Origin of the sequence: Mycobacterium sp., assembly GCF_046095365.1 — a bacterium.
GTDB lineage: Bacteria > Actinomycetota > Actinomycetes > Mycobacteriales > Mycobacteriaceae > Mycobacterium.
In genome coordinates, this window is sequence record NZ_JBJTJF010000191.1 from 1 (window position 1) to 20,512 (window position 20,512).

Here is a 20,512-nt window from a genome sequence, read left to right on the forward strand (position 1 = left end):
ATCGTGCGCACATCCACCACAGCGATCGCCGCCATCGCCGTGCTGCGCGGTGACGCCGACGCGATGCTGTGCGGACTGGAGGGCCCCTTCCCCACCCGGCTGAAGATCATCCGCGACATCATCGGCCTGGCTCCCGACGCCTTGGACTTCTCCGCGCTGAGCCTGCTGGTCACCTCTCGCGGCTACTACTTCCTGGCCGACACCCAGGTGAGCCGCCACCCCGACGCCGCCGAGATCGCCGAGATGACAATGAAATGCGCCCAGTACGTTCGCCGGTTCGGCAAGGTGCCGCGGGTGGCACTGCTGTCCGACTCCGACTTCGGCAGTGCCGACAGCGACAGCGCCGTGAAGATGCGTGAGGCGCTCGTGCTGATCCGCCGCGCCGATCCGGACCTTCAGATCGACGGGGAGATGCAGGCCGATACCGCGCTGTCCCAGACCATCCGCGATCGGGTGCTGCCCGGTTCCCGCCTCAAAGGCGCGGCCAACGTGCTGATCTTCCCCGACCTGACGTCGGCGAACATCGCCTCCCAGATGGTCAAGGTGCTCGCCGACGCACTCCCGGTCGGCCCGATACTGCTCGGTGCGGCCAAGCCGGCTCACATCCTCACCCCGTCGGTGACCGCCCGCGGCATCGTCAACATGACCGCGATCGCGGTCACCGACGCCCAGAGCGCGCGAACCGCGCCGATGTAGCAGCTAGACGGCCGGCGTCGTCGTCACGGTGTCCGATGTCGTCGGTGCGGCGGTGTCGGATGTCGTCGGTGCGGCGGTGTCCGATGTCGTCGGTGCGACGGTGTCCGATGTCGTCGGTGCGACGGTGTCGGAGGTGGTGGGCGCCGCGGTCGTGCTGGTCGGCGCAGTCGTGGTGGGCTGTGTCGTCTGCGTGCTGGTCGGCGACGAGGTCGTCTGCGAGCTCGACGAGGTGGACGAGCTGCTGCTCGACGTGCTGGTCCTGGTCTTCGAGGTCTCCGACGACTTGGTCTTCGTCTTCGACGTCTCAGACGACTTGGTCTTGGATTCCTTGGTCTTGGATTCCTTGGTCTTGGGAGCCTTCGCCCCCTCCGACTTCTTGCCTTCGGAGGTCTTCACCTTTGATGTCCCGCTGATGCCGACCTTGGACTCGTACTTGGAGCCGACCGCGACGCCCGGCTGGGCCACGGTCAGCGGCACGGCGATCATGATGGCCGCACTGCCGGCGATGACGCCTACTCGTTTCCAATCCATTCGGTCAGCCTCTATTCAATCCGCACTCAGTAGAACTTCAGGATTTTCACAGCATAGTGCGGGCTCTCTTAAAGTCAAGCCAGGTTTCGCCGACCGCGCCGGCATGTTCTCCGCGCCACCGAACGACCGCATAGGGTTGAGCCGTCCGAGTTGATGAGAGGTGCTGACATGGCTGCTCCGAGCGCTGCCGATTTCGACCGGTTGCGAGCACTGGCCGCGATCGAGGACATCGCCGCCCGGCCGACGAAACCCGTGGTCGAGGTCTTCACCGGCAGGGAAATGGCCACTATCCCGGTGGGAACGGCCGACGACGTGGAAGCGGCGTTCGCCAAAGCCCGCGCCGCCCAGGCCGAGTGGGCCAAGCGCCCGGCGGCCGAGCGCATCAAGATCGTCGAGCGCTACCGCGACCTGGTGGTCAAAAACAGCGGTTTTCTGATGGATTTGCTGCAGGCCGAGGCCGGCAAGGCCCGCTGGGCCGCCCAGGAGGAACTGATCGACCTGATCGCCAACGCCAACTACTACGCCCGCGTCTCGGCCGACCTGCTCAAGCCGAAGAGGGTGCAGGGACTGCTGCCGGCCGTCGGGAAGACCACCGTCCTGCACCAGCCCAAGGGCGTGGTCGGGGTGATCTCGCCATGGAACTACCCGATGACGCTGACCGCCTCGGACTCGGTGCCGGCGCTGATCGCCGGCAACGCGGTGGTGGTCAAGCCGGACAGCCAGACGCCCTACTGCGGCCTGGCCTGCGCCGAACTGCTGTACCAGGCCGGCCTGCCGCGGGATCTCTACGCGATCGTGCCGGGTCCCGGTTCGGTGGTCGGCACCGCGATCCTGGACAACTGCGACTACCTGATGTTCACCGGGTCCACCGAGACCGGCCGCCATCTGGCCGAGCAGGCGGGCAGGCGGCTGATCGGGTTCTCCGCCGAGCTCGGCGGCAAGAATGCGATGATCGTGACGCGTGGGGCCAACCTCGACAAGGTGGCCAAGGCCGCCACCCGGGCGTGCTTCTCCAATGCCGGTCAGCTGTGCATCTCGATCGAGCGGATCTATGTCGAGAAGGACATCGCCGACGAGTTCACCGCGAAGTTCGCCGCCGCCGTCCGGAACATGAAGCTGGGCACCGGCTACGACTTCTCGGCCGACATGGGCAGCCTGATCTCCGAAGGGCAGCTGGAGACCGTCACCGAGCACGTCAGGGACGCGACATCCAAGGGCGCCAAGGTGATTGCCGGCGGGAAGGCACGCCCGGACATCGGCCCGCTGTTCTACGAGCCGACCGTGCTCGCCGACGTAACCCCGGAGATGGTGTGCGCAGCCACCGAAACCTTCGGTCCGCTGGTGTCCATCTATCCGGTCTCCGATGTCGACGACGCCGTGGAGAAGGCCAACGACACCGAGTACGGACTCAACGCCAGCGTGTGGGCGGCCACGACCGGTGAGGGCGAGAAGATCGCCGCGCGGCTGCGCTCGGGCACCGTCAACGTCGACGAGGGTTACGCCTTCGCCTGGGGCAGCCTGAGCGCCCCGATGGGCGGGATGGGCGTGTCCGGAGTCGGCCGGCGGCACGGCCCCGAGGGGCTGCTGAAGTACACCGAGGCGCAGACCATCGCCACCGCCCGGGTGCTCAACCTCGACCCGCCGTTCGGCCTGTCCCCCACGCTGTGGCAGAAGTCGCTGCTGCCGATCGTGCAGACCGTGATGAAACTTCCAGGGCGGAAGTAGGCGCCCGCAGCCTGCCGGCCGATATGGTCTGGCCATGGCCAACCCGACCGTCGCCGAATACACCGTCCAGCGCCTCTCCCACCTGGGCATCGACAAGGTGTTCGGCGTCCCGGGTGACTACGCGTTCCCGGTCGACGACGCCGTGGAGGCGGCACCCGGTCTGGAGTGGGTGGCCTGCGCCAACGAACTCAACGCCGCCTATGCCGCGGACGGGTATGCCCGTATCCGGGGCGCGGCCATCCTGTCCACCACCTACGGCGTCGGCGAGCTGTCCGCCCTCAACGGAGTGATGGGCTCACGGGCGCATCGGCTGCCGGTGTTCCACATCGTGGGCATGCCCAGCGAGCGCATCCAGCACCTCGGGCTGATCACCCACCACAACCTGGGCGACACCCGATACGACCGGTTCGTGGAGATCTCCACCTCCGCGTGCTGCGTCTGGGCCAGGCTGACCCCGGACAACTGCATCGACGAACTCGAACGCCTCATCCGTGAGGCGCTGTGTCAGTCGATGCCCGCCTACATCCTCATCTCCGATGTCAACGGGCGGATGCCGGTGATCGGCAAGCCGGTGAAGGGCAGCCCGCTGGCGAAGATCAAGCGCCGGCATAGCGACAAGGCGGAACTGGCCGCCGCGGCCGATGCCATCGCCGCGAAAATCTCCGCAGCGCGAAATCCCATCGCCACGATCACCAAGACGACCCACCGCTACGGCGTCGCCGCCAAGGCCGTCGACCTGGTCGCCAAGGCCAACCTTCCGGTGGCCATCACCGTCAACGACAAGGGCGTCATCGACGAGTCCCTGCCGCAGTACATCGGCGTATACGCCGCCGCGATGTCCAATCCCCCTTCGGTCCGCGACGCGGTTCAGGACGCCGACCTGATCCTCGACATCGGCGGGGTGGTGCTCTTCGAGCTCAACACCGGTCTGTGGGGCGACGTACTGCACACCGACCGGGCGGTCTGCATCCACGAGAACTGGGTGCGCATCGGCACCGACGTCTATCTGAACGTCGCAATCGACGACCTGCTCGACGCGCTCGTCAAGAAGGTGAAGCCCCGCCGACGTCAGGACCCCCCGCCCTACGGCCAGCTGGAGCTGACCGGCACCGGCGACGAGCCGACCAGCTCGGCGAACTTCTACCCGCGGCTGCAGCGGCGACTCGCCGCCGGCGACACGCTGGTCATCGAGACCGGCACCTGCATGCTGCACCTCAACAAGATGCGCCTGCCCGCCGGGGTCGGGGCGGAGGGACAGGGTTTGTGGGGCTCGATCGGCTGGGCGACGCCCGCCGCATTCGGCATCGCGATGGCCAAGACGCAGGGGCACACGTGGCTGGTCACCGGGGACGGTTCACACCAGCTGACCCTCAACGAGCTCGCGGTCATGGGCCGCTACGGAGTAGCGCCACGCATTTTCGTTCTCAACAATGCGCTCTACGGTGTCGAGGACGTCCTGAGCAGACGCGGTGCGGTTTATGACGACCTCGCCCCGGTCAACTACCACCTGCTCCCGGAGGCATTCGGCTGCAAGGGCTGGTTGACGGCCAAGGTTGCCACCCTCGCCGAACTGGACGAGGCTCTCGACGCGATCGACAAGCACACCGGCGCGGCCTACATCGAGGTGATGATCCCCGGCGAGGAAAGCCAGCCACTGCCCTCCGACTTCGTCGACCAGGCCTACAAGCTGAAGACCCCGCGCTGACGGACGGCGGGACCTACCAGGTGTGAACAGGGCCCGGCGCGAGTAAGGGCCCTGCCGAACCGGCGCTGCGGCTACGATTCCGCCGTGACGCTTCGAGCCGCCGAACTGCTCTGGCTCGCGGTGGTCGTGGCGTTGCTCGCCGGCGCACTGGTCTACCTGCTCGGATCCTTCTTCCTGATGGCCTCCCACGTGGAGCCCAGGCCGGGCCAGAGCCACCTGCGGGCAATGCTGCGGGAGTTGTACTACGTCCTGATCACCCAGCCGCTGATCCCGTTCTACTTCTTCATCGGACGCAAACTTGGCGCCGGTGGCGGCATCCCGGTCGTGTTCGTGCACGGCTACTTCCAGAACCGGGCCGACTTCTGGTGGATGGCCAGGCAGTTCCGCAAAGCGGCCAAAGGACCGCTGTACGGGTTCAACTACCCGTGGTTCGACTCGGTGGAGAACAACACGCCCCGGCTCGCCGGATTCGTCGCCCGGGTGTGTGCCGAGACCGGCGCCGAGCAGGTGACGCTGGTGGCCCATTCGCTGGGCGGGCTGGTGTGCCTGGATTATGCCCACTCCCGGGCCGGGCGGTCCCGGGTGGCGCACTGCATCACCGTGGGCACACCGCACGGCGGCGTGAAGTGGCGCGGACCCATCCTGGGCAGGGTGGCCGACGACCTGCGCGAGGGCGGCGGCCTGGCCACGGCGCAGCGCGACCGCCCGATCGAATTGCCCACCCTGAGCGTCTACTCCACCCACGACAACATCGTTCATCCGCCCTCCACCAGTGAGCTGGCCGCACGGGGTGGCTACGACGCGGCGGTCGAGGGGCTGGGACACCTCTCGCTGCTCTATTCGAACGAGGTGGCACGCGTGCTCATCGAGTTCATCGACGGCGGCCAACGATTCGCGGACGGGCCGCCCCCCGATGCCGACTGAGGGCGACCCTGGCACACTGACTGGCGTGATGACGCGTACGGCGGCCCTGGTCACCGCGGCCCTGATCCTCGCCGGCAGCGCGCCCGCGGCGGCAGACCCCGCCGATCCCCCGGGCGTACTGACCTTCGGCGGTCTGCCGCGCACCTATCTGGTGCACGCGGGCACCGGTGCGCCCAACGGTCTGGTCATCAACCTGCACGGGGCGGGCATGACCGGAGCCCAGCAGGCCGATGTCACCGGCTACAACGGGGTGGCCGACCGGTACGGGTTCGTCGTCGCCTACCCCGATGGGATCGACACGGCGTGGGCCGACGGTCGCGGCGCGTCGCTGCCCGACCGGCAGGGTGTCGACGACGTCGGCTTCCTGGCCGCGCTGATCGGGCGGCTCGGCGAGCAGTACCGCATCCCGCCCGGTCGGGTGTTCGTCACCGGCATGTCAGCCGGGGCGTTCATGGCCAACCGGCTGGTCTGCGAACGGGCCGATCTGGTCAGCGCGATCGCACCGGTGTCGGGGACGCTGGGAGCCACGGTGCCATGCGCCCCGTCGCGACCGGTATCGGTGATGGCCGTACACGGGACCGCCGACCCGGTGGTGCCCTACAACGGCGGACCGATGGTGGGTCGCGGCGGCGCCAGCGACATCGTCTCGGCTCCCGCGCTGGCCGAGCGCTGGCGCGAGATCAATCGCTGCCCGGGGCCGCTGCGCGCCGATCCGGCCGCCGGCGGCCGCGAGTTTCAGGAGATGACCGCGACCGGGTGCGCCGACAACACCGAAGTGGTCCTGGTCGCGATCAACGGGGGCGGGCACACCTGGCCGGCAGGGCGGTTCTCGCTGCCCGCCGACGTGGTGGGGCCGACGACTTTCGCGGTGGACGCCTCGGGCGCCAGCGCGCAGTTCTTCGCCGAGCGGCTGCGGTGAGCCGCTAGGAGCCCACCGAGATCGTGTCGGTCGCCCCGTCGACGTGGATCGGCACCGTCGTCTCGATGGTGGGAGCGTCCGCCATCGACTCGTCTGGCTTGCGCTCCAGGAAGCGGTAGACGAAATGCCCGTCGCTGAAGTCGATGCTCTGCGGCGAGATCCGGTCCCCGAGTGCGATGACGTTGGTGGCCCGGTAGGAGCCGTCGTGGTCGACGGCGACCACCGCGTAGTAGAAGGTTCCGCTGCCGCCCGGCTCGTTGACGATCACCAGTGCCGCATCGGGTTTGGCGTCGCCGGTGGCATCTCCCAAGGCCGGTTCGCCGACGATGCGGGCGGTGTTGCGGGTCGATGACCCGGGTGCTGCGGGCTGCTCGGCGAGGCCGTCCTTCAACTCGAACTTCTCGTTGCCGATGGAGACGGTGATGTTGCGGACATCGGCCGGCACCGGTTGCGCCGCTTCGCGGTGCAGCGCCGAGCGCATGGTGAGCACGAGAACGATCAGCGCCAGCGCCGACGCGACGATCAGACTGACCAGGACCGGCCGCTTCACAGCCGCTTGAGCTTGAGGTAGTAGGAGACGGTCCTGGGCGCCACCTCGTTACCGCCGAACCACCCGCTGACCCGCGACGCCGTCAGCTGTACGGGCTTGAGCCCCTCCGGATACGGCTTGTAGACCGTCGTGTCGCCGTAGCTGACGGTGATGCCGTGGTAGTCGACCGTGTAAGTGAAGGCCTGATCGGCGGGCACCGAGATGACCTCGGTCAGCTCGTTGGGCAGGATGCGCTTCTTGTCGACGTTGTAGAACGGCGCGATCTCGAATTCCTCGGTATTGAGGTTGTACCGCCAGCCGACCATGGCCGAGTTGCGATCGTGCTGCAGGGGCGAGAACGCGATCCCGGTCAGCTTGTTCCAGTCGTACTGGTCGACATCGCCGAGGTCGTAGGCGGTGTCGGGGGTGAAGGTCGCCGACCCGGTGACCTTCTTGGTGAAGAAAGCCGTGTTGAGCGGCAGCGCGACGTGGGTTCCCTTGAAGACCCGGATCTTCTGGCCGCGCGGATCGCAGAGCAGTGCGCCCACCGACTCGGCTGCCGGCGCGGCCGGGGCCGGTGCCGGGCCGACGGCGGCCGGGCCGGCGGCGGCGGGGCGCACCTGAACCGGCGACGGGACCGGTCTGGTCGCGGTCCTCGCGATCGGGGTGGCGGCCGCCGCGGGCCGGCCGGCCGAGACCCGTTTGGCCGCCGGATGCTCCCGGTTGGCGACACGCACGGGCCGGGGGCGCGTGGGAGCCCGGCGCGAAGCCGGTGCCGAGTTTCCGCCGGGAGTCTCCGATGCCGGCGCGGACGGGGCCGGATCGGCGGCGTCGGCCGATGCCGGGGCGGAACTCGCCAGGCCGATCACGACGCCGGCTCCCAGTGCGGCGGCCAAGCCGCCCAGGCGTCCCGCCAACGAATCCGCTGTCATCGTCCGTCACTTCCCTGGCCGGTTACCGAGTTTGCTGCCTGGAAGCATAGCCGCGCGGGGGTGACCCGCTGACGCCGCAGTCAGACCGGTCCCCGAGCCACCGGCCGGTTCTCCCCGCTCCACTGCGACCACGAACCCGGGAACAGCGCCGCCTCGACACCGGCGGCGCCCAGCGCGGCCAGCACGACCGACGCGGTGACTCCCGACCCGCAGTACACCCCGGCCGGCGCCGCGGCCCCGGCGTCCTGCAGGACGGCCGCCAACTCGGCGGCGGGCAGGAACGTACCGTCCGGGGCGAGAACCGAGGTGCTCGGGACATTGCGCGCACCGGGGATGTGACCGGCGGCCGGGTCCAGCGGTTCGACCTCCCCGCGGAAGCGCTCCGGGGCGCGGGCGTCGAGCAGCGGCGTCACCGGCCCGTCGGCGATCTGCCCGGCCGTCAACGTCGGGCGGCCACCCTGGTAGAGGTCGTCATAGGCCACCGTCACATCACCCGGTTCCGGCGTGATCTCCCCGGGCTGCAGATCTCCCCCGGAGGCGGTCCACGCCGCCAGCCCGCCGTCGAGGATGCGCACGCCGGTGATCCCGGCCGCGGTGAGTACCCACCAGGCCCGGGCGGATCCGGCCCGGTTCCAGTCGTCGTAGACGACGACGGGCTCGCCGGTACGAATGCCCCAGCGCCGGGCGGCGGCCTGAATCGCCGGACCGGCCGGAAGCGGGTGACGGCCGCGCCCGGCCAGGGTGTGGTCACTCAGGTCGTCCTCCAGCGAGACGTAGACCGCCCCGGGGATGTGGCCGGCCAGGTAGTCCCCCCGCCCGTCGGGACGGTCCAGGCGCCATCGGACGTCGAGGATCGCAAGGCCGGCGCCGTCCGCGATGAGTCGGCCCAAATTCCTCGCGCCGATGAGCACGTCGTCTCGGGTCATGGGACTCTCAGTATCGGCATGACGTCCGGGTCTGCGAAGTCGATCTGGGCGGCCGGGTTGGCCAGGGCAGTCACCATGCCGGTGCCGAACGGACCGGCGTCATCGAAGAGAGTGGCGGTGCCTACCGAGACACCGTCGGCGCACCAGTGCGAATCAGCCTGCACCCCAATGTGATCGCCGAGCGGGAGGCGGCACAGAGCGACGGTCAGATCACCGTTGATGTAGCCGATCCCCCGGCTCCCGAGGTTGGTCACCAGACTCGTCGCCTCGGCGGCAACCACCGTGCGGACGAACGGGCTGGCCGGATGACCGGCCACCGCGTCGACAGTCCTGTGGTAGACCCGCTTGCGGGAGGTGTTCTGGTGGTCGGCCCCGGATCCGGCCCACCCGGCGTCGTCGCTGCCGACCAGATAGACCGGGCCCTCGGCGCCGGGCGGCGGACTGAACCCGGCCCGCGGGACCCACTCGGCGCCGGGCGGGGGTCTGGAGCGCCGGTAGGCCGCCATCACGGCCCTGACGACCACCGCACCGTCCTGCAGGATGTCGCACTCGGCGACCCGGATCCGCCCGCCGGCGCGGGCTATCCGGCTGCGCAGCAGGGTCGGCTGCCGGCGGGCAGCTTTGAACAGATCGGCGGTGAACCGGACCGGGGCGAAACCCTCTGCGCGGTAACGACTTTCCAGCTCCCAGGCCGCAAGGCCGACCAGCGCCGGGCCATTGAGCGTGTCGGGACCCCACCTGCTGCGGGCCATGTCCGTCGGGCTGAATGAGCCGTCGGACTCTGCGACGAAATGCGCGGACGCGACGGGCATCAGGACGGCGTGACCGTGGCCTCGTCGACGGCGTCACCGGTCATCGCGCGCAATACGGTGGCGCGGCGTTCGTCCATGGAACGGCCGAATTCCTGCAGCAGCACCGGGTTGTTCTGGACCACCCGTTCGATCGCCTCACGCCGCACCCGCACCAGGGCGACCTCGTCGAGTGCGAAATACGACCCGACAACCGGATGCCGCACCAGTGTGCTCTGCCCCAGGTAGGCGCCTTCCTCCAGGCGGGTCACCTCGGTGCGCGATCCGCTCCCGGCCGCGACGGTCAGCAGCACGACGCCGGAGATGACGAAGGACATGTGGTCGGGCACCACTCCGTCGGGCTCGATCAACTCGCCCGCGCCGAAGCGTTCGACCACGGCGTACGGAGCCATCGCACGCTGCTGTTCGACGGTGAGCAGCAGGGTTGGTGCGACGACTCTGCGGATGGCGTCGGCTAACTGCCCGGGATCGGAGAAACCGTCCACGGCCTCGTCGAGGTGCAGGCCCTCCCGGCGTGCCGCGTACCAGATCCAGCGCCGGAAAGTGGCCTCGGCGTCACTGTCGTCCCCCGGTGAGCTGAGCGGAATCTTGGTGCGGTACTTCATGTCTCCCAGGGGCACGGCGACCGGGGCGAGGTCGGGGTGGCACTCGGGCACTTGCGCCGCCACCCGGGCGAGCATCGCGCAGACCTGATCGGGGCGGTCCTCGATGGCGAAGACGCTGGTGACCCTGACAGCCTGCTTACCGGCCAGGCGGCTGAGGTTGGTGATCTCCTCGGCCGCCAGCTTGGAGTTCGGGATGATGCGCAGCCCTTCTCCGGTCTGCACGTGCACGGCGCGCCAATTCACCTCGACCACCCGGCCGCTGGCGGTCGCGGTCTCGATCCATTCGCCCAGCCGGAACGGCTGTTCGAAGAGCATCAGCAGCCCGGAGATGATCTGCCCGACCGAGTTCTGCAGGGTCAGCCCGATCACGATCGACGTGATGCCCAGCGCGGTGAACAGTCCCCCGACGTGTGCGCCCCAGATGTAGGCGAGGATCAGTCCCACCCCGACGGCGATCAGGGCGAACCGGATGACGTCGAGGAAGATCGCCGGAACGCGTCGTCGCCAGCTGGAGTCCGGGGCGTTGGAGAACAGCGACGCCCGCACCCCGGCGAGCAGCAGGATCAGAACGATGACGGCCACCAGGGTGCCAACGATCCGCACCGGTGTCGTCTTCGCAGGGATCTGGACGGCTCCGACCATCACCAGCAGCAGCGCCCCCAGCGGGGCCAGATAGTTGCGCAGCAGCCCCACCAGCCCGACCAGGGAGCTGTTGCGGCGACGCAGGGTGTGCTGCCACTCGGTGAGCGCGATCAGCAGCAGCGGGAAGCCGATCGCCACCCCGATCGCCCAGTAGAACCAGGAGTCGCTGAGAAGGTCGCCCATTTACGTCGCCTCCGTGAGCCGCCAGACCCGTTCACTGCCGCCGGGGAAGGTGACGGTGCCGGCCTCGGCGAAGGACATGGTCTCCGAGAGCGCGTCGTAGACCCGCGGGGTGACGTAGATGCCGGGCTCGGGCATACCGTTCTTGAGCCGGTGTGCCAGGTTGACCGCGGTTCCCCACATGTCGAATACCGGGGACGGCTGGCCGACCAGACCGCTGCTGACCGGCCCGCTGTCGATACCCGCCCGCAGCGCGAGTTTCAGGTCGGCCTCGCTGTTGAACCGTTCCAGAATCCGCTGACACTCCAACGCGAAGTCCGCCGCGCGCCGCACATTGTCCAGCCTCGGGATGGTCAGCCCGCAGCTCCCCAGGTACCCGTTGCGCACCGGCCGCACCCGTTCGATGCCGAATTCGTCAGCGGCCGCGTCGAATTGGCGGATCAGCTCGTTGGAGATGTTGAGCGCCTGGTCCGTCGCCAACTCGACCTGTAGCCGGTCCAGGCCGGCGATGTCGGCGTAGACGACCGAGACGTCGGAGTGGTCGCGGGCGGTGATCTCGGCTCCGTCGACGAGTTTCTCGGCGATCGCCGTGGGCATCAGGGAGTGCAGCAGCGTCCGGATCCGGCCGCGCTGCTCGACGAGCAGGTCCTCCTTGACCGACAGGCTCCGGCTCATCTCGTTGAACATCCCGGTCAGGTCGCCGATCTCGTCGCGGGTCTCGACGGGTATCTCGACGTGGTAGTCACCGGCGCTGATCTGCTGGACGCCCGCTTCGAGGCGCCGGATCGGGCGCAGGAACACCTGGGCCAGGACCGCGGCGAGCAGGCAGACGCCGAGGATGATCCCGGTGGTGGCCAGCACAACGATCCGGGTGAAGGTCACCTCCCGGGCGAAGGCTTCCCTGGTGTCGATCTTGGCCACGATCGTCCAACGCAGGTCGGCCATCTTGCCGACCGCCGCGTAGGACTGAATGGTCTCCTGACCGAGGTAGTCCTTGGTGATCACGGTGCCGGTACGGCCCTTCTGCGCCTCCAGGTGCGCAGCCGGCGCGACCGGCTGGACCAGCGTCGTGCCGCCCTGGCGGATCGCGAGGTCGGGTATGTCCGGCGGAGTGCCCGAGTCGATGACCATCTGCTTGTAGCGTTCCGGGTCCTCGAGGAACATCCGCGAATCCGAACGCATCAGGAAGTCCTCCCCGGCCATGATCGTCTCGCCGGTGTCGCCCATCCCGGCGTCTTTCCACTTCTTGTCGAAGGTCATCACCTTGTTGATCTTGGTGATCGGGAACTGCATCGCCAGAACGCCTTCCGGCTTGCCGGTGGGCGGGACCGGCGCGACCATCCAGGCCGTCGCGGCCATGGTTGCCGGCTGGTAGAACTCGAAGTCGGTGAACACCACCCGGTCGGCTCTGTTGCTCGACATCGCCTGGGTGTAGGCGTCGCGGAGCTTGGATCCGTTGTACGGACCGGTGAGGATGTTGGTGCCCAGGTCGACGTTCTTGTAGGCGCTGTAGACCACGTTGCCGCGGCCGTCGAGCAGCAGGGCGTCCTCGAAGGCGAATCTGGTCACGATCTCGCGGTAGAAGCCCTGATACTTGGCGTTGGCGGCCGACCATGCGCTGCCGTCGCCCGCGTCGTCCTTGGCGATGGCGAGATCGTTGGTGGGCAGCTTGGCGGTGTAGACGGCCTGCAGGTATCGCTGGGCGTCGGAGGTAGGCAGCAGCGCCGGGACGTCGAGCCGGGTGCCGCTGTATTTCTCGGTCTCCTTGGCGAAGAAGTCGTAGTAGTCGGTGATCGCCTTGGTCATCTCCGGGGTGATCCGGGCGTTGGCCAGCTGATCGAAGCCGGCGGCGAAGTCTCGCAGCGCGTCGCGGGTCGAACTGCCGTGGGTATAGGTGACCAGTGCGTTGCGCAGATCGCTGAATTGGGCGGTCATGCTGCGGGTCTGCGATTCGCGGATCTCGTCGAGCCGGTTGACCGCGGCGATGCGCAGCGAGTTGCGGCCGGTCTGGTAGGAGATTCCGCCCACGATCGCCGCGGCCAGGATGGTGCACAGCACCAGCATCAGGATCAGCTTGGACTGGATGCTGAACCGGTTGAGGAAGTTGCGGGACGACTTGACGCGTTTGCCTGGAGGCCTGGCGCCCGCGGGCGCAGACTGCGGCTCCGGCGGGACCTCCCGGCCCGACATCTCCATGACCATCCCTTCCCCGCCGCGACGTGCGGGAATCGCCTCGGGGAAGCCTAGCAGCTTCTGTGACGATTGGGGCAGATGGGAATATTGTTACCAAACGGTTCGCAGCCGGCCGACCGCCGTGACCCAGCCGCTGCGGGTACGCTGCGCTGCGGGTCGAGGCCGCCGACCCCGACCGAGAGCGGAATCGAATGAGCACTGGCCCCGACGAGGCAGTCCGGGAGTGCCCGGCCTGCCGGGAATGCGTGCCGGTCGCGCAGTTCTGCGGTCACTGCGGTGCCGACCAACTGGCCGGCGTCACCGCGCGCCGCACGTTGCTGCGGCCGAGGGTGTTCGTCGCCGCGCACCGCCAGTCGGTGTTTCTGCCGCTGATCACCAGCACGCTGTGTCCGCATCTGTCCAAGGCGGACCGCACGCCGTTCCGGCACGGACTGCTCATCGCGGCCGCGGCGCTGGTCGCGGTCTCGCTGCTCGGGCAGATTGCGCCGATGGTCGTGTTGACCTGCCTGGGGATACCCCTGCTGTTCCTGCTGTATCTATGGCGGTCCGACATCTATCGGGACATACCGGCGTGGGCGCTGGCGCTCGCATCGGTGATCGGCATCGCGCTCAGCGTCGCCTGGTGGTTGTGGACCGGGGCCCGGGTGGCCGGCGCCTACGGCATCCCGCTGTCGGCCGGCTTCCAGTTGCTCGACGTGCTCAACCTCGGCCTCGCTGTAGCCGCTGGGGACGCCGCGCTGATGATGGTGCCGGCGGTGGTGGTCCGGCTGCTGCGCCCCCGGACCGTCGAGTCGCTGGACGGATTCGTGATCGGCGCACTGGGTTCGCTGGCCTACACGACCGCGGGCACCATCACCTGGCTCGCGCCCCAGCACGTCGCCGGTCTGCTGGACAACTACGACCCGCTGCGGCTGTTGTCGCGGGCCCTGCTCTACGGCCTGTTCGACCCGCTGACGGCGGCAGCCGCCGGAGGCGCGATGGGAATTCTGCTGTGGTACCGGCCCGGCCAGCGGGCCGGCGTCCGCTGGAGACTGGCGCTGTGCACGCTGATCGGAGCGGCCTGCTACCTGGCCCTGTACGCCGTCGACGCCGCCAATGTCCGCCCGGGCACCGAGGACGTGATCAACCTGGCGATCACGCTGCTGGCATGGCTGGCGCTTCGGATCGCGATGCAGATCGCGGTGCTGCACGAACTGCACGATGAGGCCTCGGGCCGGCCGGTGCGGTGCATACACTGCTCGGCCACCGTGCCGGACATGCCGTTCTGTCCGCAGTGCGGGGCCGCCGAACGGGCCTCCTCGCGGTCAGCCCGGCGGGTGCGCGGCGAAGCCGCCGGCTCGGCGTGACGGTCCGGCGATCCTTTAGGTTTGATGCCGTGACTAATCGGGTGGCTCGATTGGCCGGCGTCGCACTCGTGGCCGTCGCCGCGGTGCTGTTCGCCGCCGACCGGTGGGCTACCACACCGCGCAACGTCATCGCCGGTCCCTACGCCCGCCTGCTCGCGGCGGCGGCCGATCTCGGCCCGGCGCGATCCGGCCGCGTGCAACTGACCGCCACGCTGCGCGAGCCTTCGGATCCGGCCCGGCTCGCGGACTGGGCGCGCGGGAAGGGGTTGTCGGTGCGCTGGCAGACCGGAGCGGACTGGGCCGTCGTCGAGGGTGCCCCGGCTTCGTTCGCGGACGCGTTCGGGGTTTCGGTTCGCGACTACCGGATCCGCGGCGGCCCGGATGTCGGCCGCGTCTTCTATGCCTCCCCGCAGCAGCCGGTTGTGCCGCCGGTGCTGCGCACCGAGGTGACCGGACTGGGACGGGTCCTGGGCTACCTGCCGCACCGGACGGTCCTGCCGCCGACCCCGCCGCTGGACGTGCCGGGCGGCGGTCTGTTGCCGCACCAACTGCTGAACGCCTACAACATCCGGCCGCTGGCCGATGCCGGCTACACCGGGAAGGGAATCACCGTCGTGGTGTGGGGCTTCGACGGTTTCGACCAGCGGGATCTGGACATGTTCAGCGACGTTTTCGATGTGCCGGCCTTCGTCCCGGAGGTGATGGGCGACCTGCCGGCCCAGCGCGGGGTCGAGTCCACCATGGACCTCCAGGTGATCCATGCCGTGGCCCCCGATGCGAAGCTCGTCTTGGTCAACTCCCGACCCACCGTGGAGGGGGCGGGCGGGTTCGAGAAGCTCGGCGAACTCATGCGTTCGGTGGACAGCCGCTACCCAGGCGCCATCTGGAGTCTGTCCATTGGATGGGGCTGCGACCGCCTCTTCACCGCCGCCGACCTTGCTCCGGTGCGCGCGGCCCTGGTGGCGGCGGTGCGCAACGGCACGACGGCGTTCGACGCGTCCGGTGACATCGCCGGCCTGGATTGCAAGGGCGGTCACAGTTGGTCCGACCCGCCCAGCCCCGATGACGTGGGACTGGACGCGGTGGCGTCGATACCGGAGATGACCTCCGTCGGCGGCACCCGGCTGTCAACCGGTCCGGACGGCGAATGGGTGGCCGAACAGGCCTGGTACGACGTCCCGCTCACCCAGGGATCCGGCGGCGGCGCGTCCACGCTGTACGAGCGGCCGGCCTGGCAGACCGTGGACCCCGAGGCCGGCCCCACCGACAGGCGGCTGGTACCCGACATCGCCGCGGTGGGTGACCCGTTCACCGGGGTGAAATTCATCTACGGCCAGCAGATCCTGGTCGGCGGGGGCACCTCCCAGTCCGCCCCCATCTGGGCCGGAATCGCCGCGATCGTCAACCAGACGTTCGCCGCGGCCGGGGCCGCTCCGCTGGGCGAGTTGAACCCGGTGCTCTACCAGGTGGCCAGGAGTTCGGCGCTGCCGGGTTTCCGCGACGTTCGCTACGGCGGCAACGCGGTGACCCCCAGCGGCCGCAAGGGCTACGACACCGTCACCGGGCTGGGCAGCCCGAACGTGGACAATCTGGTGAAGGCGATCCTGCTGGCCCGGTCGGGGAACGCGTGAGGATCCCGCTCGGCGGCCGCGGCCCGAAATACGTCATCACGCTGGGTTTGTGGGTGCTGTTGCTGACGGTCGCCCTGGTGGTGCTGAACTTCATCGACACCCGGGTGGCCGATGCCCCGGTCTACGCCTGCCCCCCGGACTGCGGCCGGCCGCCCACCGCGTTGCCGGTGGCGACGAACCCGTCGTTCACCGCGCCGGGCGGTGAGTTCTCGGTGTCCTACCCGGCGCCGGGCGTGGCCTACGACGTCACGACCCAGGACAACGGGGTGACCGCCCGGTGGAAACTCGGCGACGGCGGAACCCTGCGGCTGTTCAGCCAGCCCGCGGCCGGCCGGGACGCCACCGCCGTGGTGAACCAGGTGCTGGCCGACGCGTTCCCGGAGTCGATCGTGGCCTACGAACTGCCCAACGCCACGCTGGGCTACCAGAACGGATACGGGGTGGTCGCGGACTTCCCCCAGACCGTCGGCGGGCAGCTGCGCGTCATCGTGATCGCGGCGGTCAAGGATGATCTCGCCCTGGTGGCGGCGGCGCAGGGCCCGTTCCGGCAGTTCACCCAGGAATTCGGGCCCGGCCCGCCGTCCCCGGCCAACCTGCAGATCGCCCAGGACATGGGAAAGTACGTCGACAGCTTCAGTTGGCGCGGTGATCCGCCCAAGTGATTCAGACGAAAGCGCCAGCCGGCGGGTTCGACCCCGCGGGCTGGCGCTTTCGGCTGACGATTACTGACCGGTGCGGATGTTGCCCGGAAGGGCGGTCGGCGCCGGCTTGGCGGTGATGGTCGGCGCGAAGGAACCGACGTTGGCTTTCTCGCTCGGCGTAAGAGCCGGTGCGCTCGTCGACGACGACGGCTTGGTCTCAGCCGGCTTCTCCTTGGTGGAGCAGGCCGTCAAAGCGCCCGAACCGACGATGGCAGCGGCGCCGGTCACCAGCGCGACCTGCCGCACTACACGTGCTGACCACATACTGTTTCCCCAATTTCTGTGTTTGTGGATAGTGAACCTGAGTCTACCGTAAATATCGTTATGCCCTTTTTCCGCGGCGGGTAACCCCGGAAAGGCCCGGAAAACGCGGGCCGGACCGGCCATACTTGACGTCGTGATCCGCCCCCTGGCCACCTGCACGACGGCGGCCGCAGTCCTGGGCCTGTGGGCGGCGCCCACGGCTCACTGCTCAGACGCGTGGGGGCTCAACGGGACCTACACCGCGACCTCCAACGGCGAGTGGGCACGCACCAACGACGTGTTCCATGACGAGAAGAGCGTGCGCGCCCTGTGGACCATCACCTCGCAGTGCAGCTACCCCACCGAATGCACCGGCACGGTGAGCAGCGACCAGGGCTGGACCGCGCCGATCTACCAGCTCAGCGGCGAGTGGTACGTCAAGCACATCGTGCCGCGCTGGATGCCGTGCCAGGACGGGTCGGCAGCCGACGGGTTCCAGGTGTTCCGGTTCAGGGCCATGACGCCGGACGGGTCCACCACCGACCCGACGTCGGACACACTGGTCGGCGAGGACGCCACCACCGGACCCAGCGGGGCCTGCGGACGCAGCCTGGCGCTGTTCATCACGATGCCGTTCAAGCTGGTGAAGGTGGGCTGAACCGGCCCGGTCAGCCGGTCGGCAGCAGGTCTGTCCAGGGCCGGCCGGTCCCGGCGACCAGATCGGCCTGCCGCGCCACCGTCCCGTCCGGGGTGGCGACCTGCCCGGTTTGCGGGTCGTAGGTGGCGATCGCCACGGACGGACCGCCACCCCCGGGAGTGAAGGCGCTCGGCGCCACCTGGGGACCCGGCGGCGGTTCGGCTGGCGCGGCGGGCGGGGCGTCCCCGGCCGGTGGTTGAGCTCCCCCGGGCGGACCCGGCGGCATCGGGGTTCCCTCCAGCGGCCCGTAGATGTGATCGTTGAACGTCACCCGGTCATCGGGCGGGACCCCCTGGGCCAGCAGGTTCGGGTCGATCGGCGACGGGCCGAGGGCGTGCTGGCGCATCGCCAGCGGCTCGAAGTTCCCGCCGCTCTCACAGATCTCGACGGTGGGGGCGCGCTTACCGGGCTGTCCCATACACGGGTAGTTGCGGGCGCCGCGCACCGCGATCGGCGAGTCCTGGGGCAGCTTGCAGTAAAGGCCGTCCGGGGTGTCGACGTCGGTCAGGTCAGACGGGGACCGCCAGGAAGACGGCGGCAGGAATCCGACCGTGCAGGCCGGTGGGTCGCCGATCGTCAGCGTGAAGTCACCCTGGGTGAATCCGGTGGGGTTGTTGCGCGGCAGGCCGACCGCCTGCACCGAGGCGACATAGGGGGGCAGCAGGACGAGCAGTTGCTCCAACGACGCGTGATAGGTGACGGCGATCCGGCTGACCGTGCTCAGGTTGGCCAGCAGCACCGGCAGTGTCGGCTTGACCGAGGTGAGCAACTGCGCGGCCTCGTCGAGTGCGCCCGGTCCGTTCTGCAGCACGGTTCTCAGTTGCGGGTCGTTGGCGTTGAGCTGGCCGGTCACGCCGGCCAGGCTGCGGGTCCAGACCCGCAGCGCCTCGGAGGACGCGGCCTGGGCGTCGAGCAGCGGCCGGGAGTCGTCGACGAGCGCGCGCGCCCGATCACCCACCGCGTCGAAGTCGTGGGCGACCGTCGAGACCGAGTTCAACAGCGCCGCCAGCTCGTCGCCGGAACCGTTGAGCCCCTTGAAGGCCTCGTCGAGGAGTTTGGACAGCTTCTCTTTGGGGATGCTGTCCAGAAGCGCGCTCACCTGGTCGAGCATCGGTCCGACCTTCTGCGGGACGGTGGTGTCGGAGACCGGTATCACCGAACCGTCACGCAGATACGGCCCGGAGTCGGTTCGCGGCAACAGGTCGACGTACTGCTCCCCGACCGCCGAGACGCTGAGCACACTGGCCTGCAGATCGGCCGGGATCTTCGGGGAGTTCGCCAGCGACATGGTCGCCTCGGCGCCGGACCGGGTCGCCCGCACATTGGTGACCCTCCCGATCTGGACCCCCCGGTAGGTCACGTTCGAAAAGCGGTACAGCCCCCCGGTTCTGGGCAGTTCGAGGGTCACGGTCATCCTCCCGATCCCGAGCAGGGTCGGAAGCTGCATGTACACCAGCACCATCGCGGTGATGCCGACGATCGAGGCGATGGTGAAGATCGCCAGCTGCGCGCGCACGAAGCGAGTCAGCATCAGCGGCCACCGCCGTCCATCGGCGCCAGCTGCAGTTCCGGCGCAGGCTGCGTCGCGGGAGGCGTTGCGGGGGCGGCGGCTGGCAGGGTCACGGGGGCGCCGGTGATGTCGGCCACCGCGGCCGGCGGCGGACTGAACGGCGCGTTGAGCGGGTCGTAGGTGTAGGTGGCGTACCACGGATCACCCGGTGCCGGAACGAGTTTCGCCCCTTCCTGTCCCCAGCGTGTGCCCAGGAGCAAGGTCTTCTTCAGCCTCGGCACGGTGAAGTCGAAGATGATGTACTGGTTGAGGTAGTCACCCCGGATGGCCCGGTCGATGGTGCTCTGTCCGTAGGGGAACGCGGTGAAATAGGCCAGCGCCTTGTCCAGATCGGGGCCGACGTCGGCCAGTGAGCGCAGCGTCGGCTCCAGGTTGCGCAGGTTGCGGACCAGATCGGTCTTGGTGTCGTTGACCAGGTCGGTGGCCACCGCACTGAACCTGCCGAGTTTCTCCAGTGCCGCGGTCAGTTTCGGCCGCTCGGCGACGAGCACGTCCAGCGCCGGCGGGATCCGGTCCAGCGCGCGGGTCAGAACCTCACGTTGGCCGGCGAAGGTGCCGGCAACGCGATTGAGCGAGACCACCGTCGCGTTGACGGCGTCCCGCTGGTCGGCCAGCACCCCGACGAAGTCGTTGAGGCGCACCAGCAGATCCCTGATCCGGGTCTCCCGGCCGTTGAGCGCTCCGTTGAGTTCGGTGACGATGTCGCCGATCTGCCCCACTCCGCCGCCGTTGATGACCACCGAGAGCGCGGAGAGCGTCTGCTCGGTGGTCGGATACGTCGACGACTTGTTCAGCCCGAGGGTGGCGCCGGATGCCAGACGGCCGTCCGGCGCCTGTCCCAGCGGCGGGTTGAGCGCAAGGTGCATCGAGCCCAGCAGGCTGGTCTGCCCCACCGTCGCCACCGCATTGGCCGGGATCACCACATCCGGTTTGACCGAGATCTCCACGTCGGCGTGCCAGTCGCGCACCGTCATGCTGTTGACGCTGCCGACCACCACGTCGCCGAGC

At 69.0% G+C, this 20,512-nt stretch carries 19 protein-coding genes; 10 read left to right on the plus strand and 9 right to left on the minus strand.

Going from position 1 to position 20,512, the window contains the following annotated elements; all coding sequences use genetic code 11:
* From ACKOQ4_RS14460 to ACKOQ4_RS14485, 6 genes are all read left to right on the plus strand, one after another.
* A partial coding sequence (locus ACKOQ4_RS14460) for a phosphate acyltransferase (protein ID WP_526293013.1) occupies positions 1 to 696 on the plus strand: 696 nt, incomplete at its 5' end.
* Between the two features lie 28 nt (positions 697 to 724).
* Complete coding sequence (locus ACKOQ4_RS14465) at positions 725 to 1,381, plus strand: hypothetical protein (RefSeq protein WP_526293015.1); 657 nt, start codon at positions 725 to 727, stop codon at positions 1,379 to 1,381.
* Positions 1,382 to 1,395: 14 nt separating this feature from the next.
* Positions 1,396 to 2,952, plus strand: coding sequence for a succinic semialdehyde dehydrogenase (locus ACKOQ4_RS14470; RefSeq protein WP_526293017.1), 1,557 nt, complete (start codon positions 1,396 to 1,398; stop codon positions 2,950 to 2,952).
* Positions 2,953 to 2,986: 34 nt separating this feature from the next.
* Positions 2,987 to 4,657: an alpha-keto acid decarboxylase family protein gene (locus ACKOQ4_RS14475; protein WP_526293019.1), complete on the plus strand. Its 1,671-nt coding sequence runs from the start codon at positions 2,987 to 2,989 to the stop codon at positions 4,655 to 4,657.
* 84 nt (positions 4,658 to 4,741) lie between these two features.
* Positions 4,742 to 5,581, plus strand: coding sequence for an esterase/lipase family protein (locus ACKOQ4_RS14480; RefSeq protein WP_526293021.1), 840 nt, complete (start codon positions 4,742 to 4,744; stop codon positions 5,579 to 5,581).
* 28 nt (positions 5,582 to 5,609) lie between these two features.
* Positions 5,610 to 6,500 carry an extracellular catalytic domain type 1 short-chain-length polyhydroxyalkanoate depolymerase gene (locus ACKOQ4_RS14485; RefSeq protein ID WP_526293049.1) on the plus strand — a complete coding sequence of 297 codons (891 nt, stop codon included), beginning with the start codon at positions 5,610 to 5,612 and terminating at the stop codon, positions 6,498 to 6,500.
* Between the two features lie 4 nt (positions 6,501 to 6,504).
* Here the strand turns inward: ACKOQ4_RS14485 and ACKOQ4_RS14490 are convergent, their stop codons facing one another.
* The 6 genes from ACKOQ4_RS14490 to ACKOQ4_RS14515 all read right to left on the minus strand — a co-directional run bounded on the left by ACKOQ4_RS14490 (position 6,505) and on the right by ACKOQ4_RS14515 (position 13,319).
* Positions 6,505 to 7,050, minus strand: coding sequence for a hypothetical protein (locus ACKOQ4_RS14490; protein ID WP_526293023.1), 546 nt, complete (start codon positions 7,048 to 7,050; stop codon positions 6,505 to 6,507).
* Complete coding sequence (locus tag ACKOQ4_RS14495; protein ID WP_526293025.1) at positions 7,047 to 7,961, minus strand: hypothetical protein; 915 nt, start codon at positions 7,959 to 7,961, stop codon at positions 7,047 to 7,049. Before ACKOQ4_RS14495 ends, ACKOQ4_RS14490 begins: the two co-directional genes overlap by 4 nt.
* Positions 7,962 to 8,041: 80 nt before the next feature.
* Positions 8,042 to 8,887, minus strand: coding sequence for a sulfurtransferase (locus ACKOQ4_RS14500; RefSeq protein ID WP_526293027.1), 846 nt, complete (start codon positions 8,885 to 8,887; stop codon positions 8,042 to 8,044).
* A complete protein-coding gene (locus ACKOQ4_RS14505) occupies positions 8,884 to 9,699 on the minus strand; it encodes an acyl-CoA thioesterase domain-containing protein (protein ID WP_526293029.1) in 816 nt (271 codons plus the stop codon). The genes ACKOQ4_RS14500 and ACKOQ4_RS14505 overlap by 4 nt, the downstream gene beginning before the upstream one ends.
* A complete protein-coding gene (locus tag ACKOQ4_RS14510) occupies positions 9,699 to 11,126 on the minus strand; it encodes a mechanosensitive ion channel family protein (protein ID WP_526293031.1) in 1,428 nt (475 codons plus the stop codon). Before ACKOQ4_RS14510 ends, ACKOQ4_RS14505 begins: the two co-directional genes overlap by 1 nt.
* The gene (locus tag ACKOQ4_RS14515) at positions 11,127 to 13,319 is read right to left on the minus strand and encodes an adenylate/guanylate cyclase domain-containing protein (protein ID WP_526293033.1); all 2,193 of its coding nucleotides are present in this window, start codon (positions 13,317 to 13,319) and stop codon (positions 11,127 to 11,129) included.
* A gap of 188 nt (positions 13,320 to 13,507) precedes the next feature.
* Here ACKOQ4_RS14515 and ACKOQ4_RS14520 point away from each other — a divergent pair, with 188 nt between their 5' ends.
* From ACKOQ4_RS14520 to ACKOQ4_RS14530, 3 genes are read left to right on the plus strand one after another with little or no spacing between them, the layout of a single operon-like run.
* Positions 13,508 to 14,662, plus strand: a complete 1,155-nt coding sequence (locus tag ACKOQ4_RS14520) for a zinc ribbon domain-containing protein (protein ID WP_526293035.1) — start codon at positions 13,508 to 13,510, stop codon at positions 14,660 to 14,662.
* 29 nt (positions 14,663 to 14,691) lie between these two features.
* Positions 14,692 to 16,293, plus strand: a complete 1,602-nt coding sequence (locus ACKOQ4_RS14525; RefSeq protein ID WP_526293037.1) for a S53 family peptidase — start codon at positions 14,692 to 14,694, stop codon at positions 16,291 to 16,293.
* Positions 16,290 to 16,955: a hypothetical protein gene (locus ACKOQ4_RS14530; protein ID WP_526293039.1), complete on the plus strand. Its 666-nt coding sequence runs from the start codon at positions 16,290 to 16,292 to the stop codon at positions 16,953 to 16,955. The genes ACKOQ4_RS14525 and ACKOQ4_RS14530 overlap by 4 nt, the downstream gene beginning before the upstream one ends.
* Positions 16,956 to 17,015: 60 nt before the next feature.
* On the opposite strand, the gene ACKOQ4_RS14535 is transcribed toward ACKOQ4_RS14530, so the two are convergent.
* The gene (locus ACKOQ4_RS14535; protein ID WP_526293041.1) at positions 17,016 to 17,222 is read right to left on the minus strand and encodes a hypothetical protein; all 207 of its coding nucleotides are present in this window, start codon (positions 17,220 to 17,222) and stop codon (positions 17,016 to 17,018) included.
* A 169-nt stretch (positions 17,223 to 17,391) separates the two neighbouring features.
* On the opposite strand from ACKOQ4_RS14535, the gene ACKOQ4_RS14540 reads away from it, so the two are divergent.
* The gene (locus ACKOQ4_RS14540) at positions 17,392 to 17,895 is read left to right on the plus strand and encodes an Rv2253/PknI dimerization domain-containing protein (RefSeq protein WP_526293043.1); all 504 of its coding nucleotides are present in this window, start codon (positions 17,392 to 17,394) and stop codon (positions 17,893 to 17,895) included.
* A gap of 10 nt (positions 17,896 to 17,905) precedes the next feature.
* Here ACKOQ4_RS14540 and ACKOQ4_RS14545 read toward each other — a convergent pair whose 3' ends face one another.
* Positions 17,906 to 19,465, minus strand: a complete 1,560-nt coding sequence (locus ACKOQ4_RS14545) for an MCE family protein (RefSeq protein ID WP_526293045.1) — start codon at positions 19,463 to 19,465, stop codon at positions 17,906 to 17,908.
* On the minus strand, positions 19,465 to 20,512 hold a 1,048-nt coding region (locus ACKOQ4_RS14550; RefSeq protein WP_526293047.1), incomplete at its 5' end, for an MCE family protein. The genes ACKOQ4_RS14550 and ACKOQ4_RS14545, both read right to left, overlap by 1 nt.

What these genes read in the sequence shown, in the direction of transcription:
- ACKOQ4_RS14470 (WP_526293017.1), top strand. Translation starts at nt 1,396, where the DNA reads ATGGCTGCTCCGAGCGCTGCCGATTTCGACCGGTTGCGAGCACTGGCC.
- ACKOQ4_RS14475 (WP_526293019.1), top strand. Translation starts at nt 2,987, where the DNA reads ATGGCCAACCCGACCGTCGCCGAATACACCGTCCAGCGCCTCTCCCAC.
- ACKOQ4_RS14485 (WP_526293049.1), top strand. Translation starts at nt 5,610, where the DNA reads ATGACGCGTACGGCGGCCCTGGTCACCGCGGCCCTGATCCTCGCCGGC.
- ACKOQ4_RS14495 (WP_526293025.1), bottom strand. Translation starts at nt 7,961, where the DNA reads ATGACAGCGGATTCGTTGGCGGGACGCCTGGGCGGCTTGGCCGCCGCA.
- ACKOQ4_RS14500 (WP_526293027.1), bottom strand. Translation starts at nt 8,887, where the DNA reads ATGACCCGAGACGACGTGCTCATCGGCGCGAGGAATTTGGGCCGACTC.
- ACKOQ4_RS14505 (WP_526293029.1), bottom strand. Translation starts at nt 9,699, where the DNA reads ATGCCCGTCGCGTCCGCGCATTTCGTCGCAGAGTCCGACGGCTCATTC.
- ACKOQ4_RS14510 (WP_526293031.1), bottom strand. Translation starts at nt 11,126, where the DNA reads ATGGGCGACCTTCTCAGCGACTCCTGGTTCTACTGGGCGATCGGGGTG.
- ACKOQ4_RS14515 (WP_526293033.1), bottom strand. Translation starts at nt 13,319, where the DNA reads ATGGAGATGTCGGGCCGGGAGGTCCCGCCGGAGCCGCAGTCTGCGCCC.
- ACKOQ4_RS14520 (WP_526293035.1), top strand. Translation starts at nt 13,508, where the DNA reads ATGAGCACTGGCCCCGACGAGGCAGTCCGGGAGTGCCCGGCCTGCCGG.
- ACKOQ4_RS14545 (WP_526293045.1), bottom strand. Translation starts at nt 19,465, where the DNA reads ATGCTGACTCGCTTCGTGCGCGCGCAGCTGGCGATCTTCACCATCGCC.